A 2,647-nucleotide genomic window follows, 5' to 3' on the forward strand; every position below is an offset into this window, starting at 1 on the left:
CGGGACGAGGCCGGATACCGCGAGTACGATGAGGATTGGATCGCGCCGTTCGAGGACATCGGCCGCGTAATCACGCCGAGTCATGCCGCCTGGAAGCGGGCCGCCCTCATCATGGCCCGGCTGGTGGAGAGCGGGGCTATGAGCCCGGGCCGGTTCTCGCGCAGCTTTCTCAACCACTGCATTATTGCGGCCTCGGCTCGGGAGCACGGATTTGTGCTGGTGACGCGGCAGGCGGCAGATTTCGAGCTGATCCGGCGTGTGGAGCCGGGCTTCGAGCACGTGCCGCCCTGGCCGGAGAGGTAGGCGCGGGGGCGGCCCGTCAGAGCACGCGGCGGTACTCGCGCGCGAAGTAGCCGAGTGGCCCGGCATCGTCGCCGAGCCCGATCCCCCTGATCCGTCCGAGCAGCAGGCGATGGTCGCCCGCGGGGCGCACGTCCTCCAGCGTACACGAGAAGCTCGCCAGCGCGCCCGCCAGCACCGGATCGCCCTCCGCGGCGAACGGCGCCGCCCCGACCGGGAACCGGTCCGCGAAGCGCGTGGCCAGCCCGCGCTGCGACGCGGCGAGCACGTTGACCACGAAACGCCCGGCCTCCTCGATCGCGCTCAGCACCGGTGCGTCGGCGCCGAGGCTCACGAGCAGCAGCGGCGGCTCGAGCGAGACGGGCACGAACGCGCTCACGGTCATGCCGTGCAGCCGACCGCCCGCGCGCGCGGCGACAATCGTTACGCCGCTCAGCCAGCGCGAGAACGCCTCGCGCAGCGCATCCGCCGCGGTCGGCGCATCGTCCCCGCCGAAGCGAACCGTCGGCCGGATGGGTTTCCTCGGCATTCAACACCCCCGCCGTTGGAATCTTGCCTCGCCGGGATGGGTTGAGCCCTCCAGATTGCGGACTTGCGGGGCGATTCCGCCCCCCGTTTCCGGGCCCGATGGTCACAACGTGTCCCAATCCGGTTGCCGGCGCACGATCCGGTCCGGGTGCAAATCCCCAAGCCAAAACACGTTAGCCTGACTGTCAAGAGGCCGGCACCCACTGGTCCGACTCGTGAGGGAGTCACCGCGTTCTCGATCCGGAGGGTCGCCATGCGAGTGATGCACCTGCCGGAAGCGCCCCGGTCCCTGTGGCTCGATGCCTGTGCGCCGTACGTGCCGCGCCCGCCGCCGCAGGAGGAAATCCGCGTGGACGTCGCCATCATCGGCGGCGGCTTCACGGGCCTGGCCACCGCGTACGAGCTGAAGCGCACGGACCCCGGCCTGCGCGTGGCCGTGCTGGAGGCGAAGGAAATAGCGTACGGCTCGAGTGGCCGCAACGGCTCCTTCGCCATGACCGTCGTCGGCCTGGGCTTCAGCGCCACCGCCATGCTCCGGGGCAGGGACTTCCTGCGCCGGGCGCACGCGTACATGATGCGGGCCGTGGATGCGCTGGACGACCTCATCCAGAAGGAGGCGCTGGAGTGCGACCGCATCCGCCCCGGCTTCCTGCGCATGGCGACCAGCCGGCCGTATATGGCTCGTCTCCGGCGGGAGGTCGAGCTAGCTGAACGAATTTCGGCGCGTTCCACGCAGACCATCGGGGCCAGCCAACCGCAGCGTCCACCGCGCCCGCCCGCCCCTCCTGCCCCACCCCGCCATCGCCTCCACACCCTGCTGCCATGGCGGCCTCCAATACGTCTGAATCTTGACTCGGCCCGCACCCGCGCGCATCGTCGGAAAAGTGCCGAAATGGCGTTTGAACTTCCTTCCCTTATCCCTATCCCTTTGCCGCCGCCGCGCTGGCGCTGCTGCATTACGCCGACTGTGACGATCGCCGCACGATAGCCACCTTGCACCCGAATGTCGCCCGGCTGGTAATCACGTACGAGCCGCTCGGCCAGCTCGATGGCCGTGAAGTAATCGCCGAGGCCGGCGTAGGCCCAGGCGAGTGAGCGTTTGGAAGGACGCAAGGTTCAGGAAAGAGAACGGCGCCCTATTTCCCCGTCGGTCAGGCAGACCTTCGCTTCCGCACCACGGCGGGCTGCGGCAGGGCGGGGTCCTCGGGGAAGGGGCCGAGGAGGCCGCGCTCCTTGAGGAAAGCGCGCTCGTCGGGGTCGCGCGGCGGTCGTCGCATTCCAGTGATGTCGGTACGCGCTTGGGACCGCCGCACCCGCTTGAGCCGTTCGAACCAGATTTCCCTCTGATCGGGCAGATCCCGGGCTTCCATGGGACTCCTCTCGCTTGCGCTCCTCAACCGCCTTGAGGTGCCAATGCCTCAGACGCGAATCAACCGACCGTCACCGCCTGCGCGTCACCGCCTGCGACCGTGGCGCAGCCGCTTGAGGAGGGCTTCCAGCGTTTCCCGGCTGACTGGCTCATCGCTCGTCGCCAGCCCCCTCAGGGGCTGGAGCGCGTCGAGAGAGCCCTCCCGCCGAAGCTTTGCCCGCAGCCACTCCTCATCCAGCTCGTCTCCGAACGCCGCCAGAAGGTCGAGCGCCTGCTGCCCCCACGCGAGCGCCCCCCACTGGCGGAAGCCGACGATCCGATCGGCAAGGACCACTTCCTTCGTGACGATCTCGAAGACGGCACTTCCAACACGCATGAACTCGCTCGGGTCGGAAAGCGTCGTGCTGGGCACCTCCACAAAGAGGTCTCCGATCTGCCAGTGGCGACCGC

5 protein-coding genes are annotated in these 2,647 nt (G+C 68.9%); 2 read left to right on the top strand and 3 right to left on the bottom strand.

Features of this window, described 5'->3' with window-relative positions; translation table 11 throughout:
• On the top strand, positions 1–303 hold a 303-nt coding region (locus HY703_05795; protein ID MBI4544683.1), incomplete at its 5' end, for a type II toxin-antitoxin system VapC family toxin.
• 16 nt (positions 304–319) lie between these two features.
• Here HY703_05795 and HY703_05800 read toward each other — a convergent pair.
• On the bottom strand, positions 320–829 hold the full coding sequence (locus tag HY703_05800) for a flavin reductase family protein (protein MBI4544684.1): 510 nt from the start codon (positions 827–829) through the stop codon (positions 320–322).
• A gap of 252 nt (positions 830–1,081) precedes the next feature.
• On the opposite strand from HY703_05800, the gene HY703_05805 reads away from it, so the two are divergent.
• Positions 1,082–1,816, top strand: coding sequence for an FAD-binding oxidoreductase (locus HY703_05805; GenBank protein MBI4544685.1), 735 nt, complete (start codon positions 1,082–1,084; stop codon positions 1,814–1,816).
• 163 nt (positions 1,817–1,979) lie between these two features.
• Here HY703_05805 and HY703_05810 read toward each other — a convergent pair whose 3' ends face one another.
• Together HY703_05810 and HY703_05815 are read right to left on the bottom strand one after the other, a co-directional pair.
• Entirely contained in the window at positions 1,980–2,198 is a 219-nt protein-coding gene (locus HY703_05810; protein ID MBI4544686.1) for a hypothetical protein, read from the bottom strand.
• An 84-nt stretch (positions 2,199–2,282) separates the two neighbouring features.
• Positions 2,283–2,615, bottom strand: a complete 333-nt coding sequence (locus tag HY703_05815; protein ID MBI4544687.1) for a hypothetical protein — start codon at positions 2,613–2,615, stop codon at positions 2,283–2,285.
• Positions 2,616–2,647 lie beyond the last annotated feature (32 nt).

The sequence above is a fragment of the Gemmatimonadota bacterium genome (assembly GCA_016209965.1).
In the GTDB taxonomy this organism is placed as follows: Bacteria; Gemmatimonadota; Gemmatimonadetes; order Longimicrobiales; family RSA9; genus JACQVE01.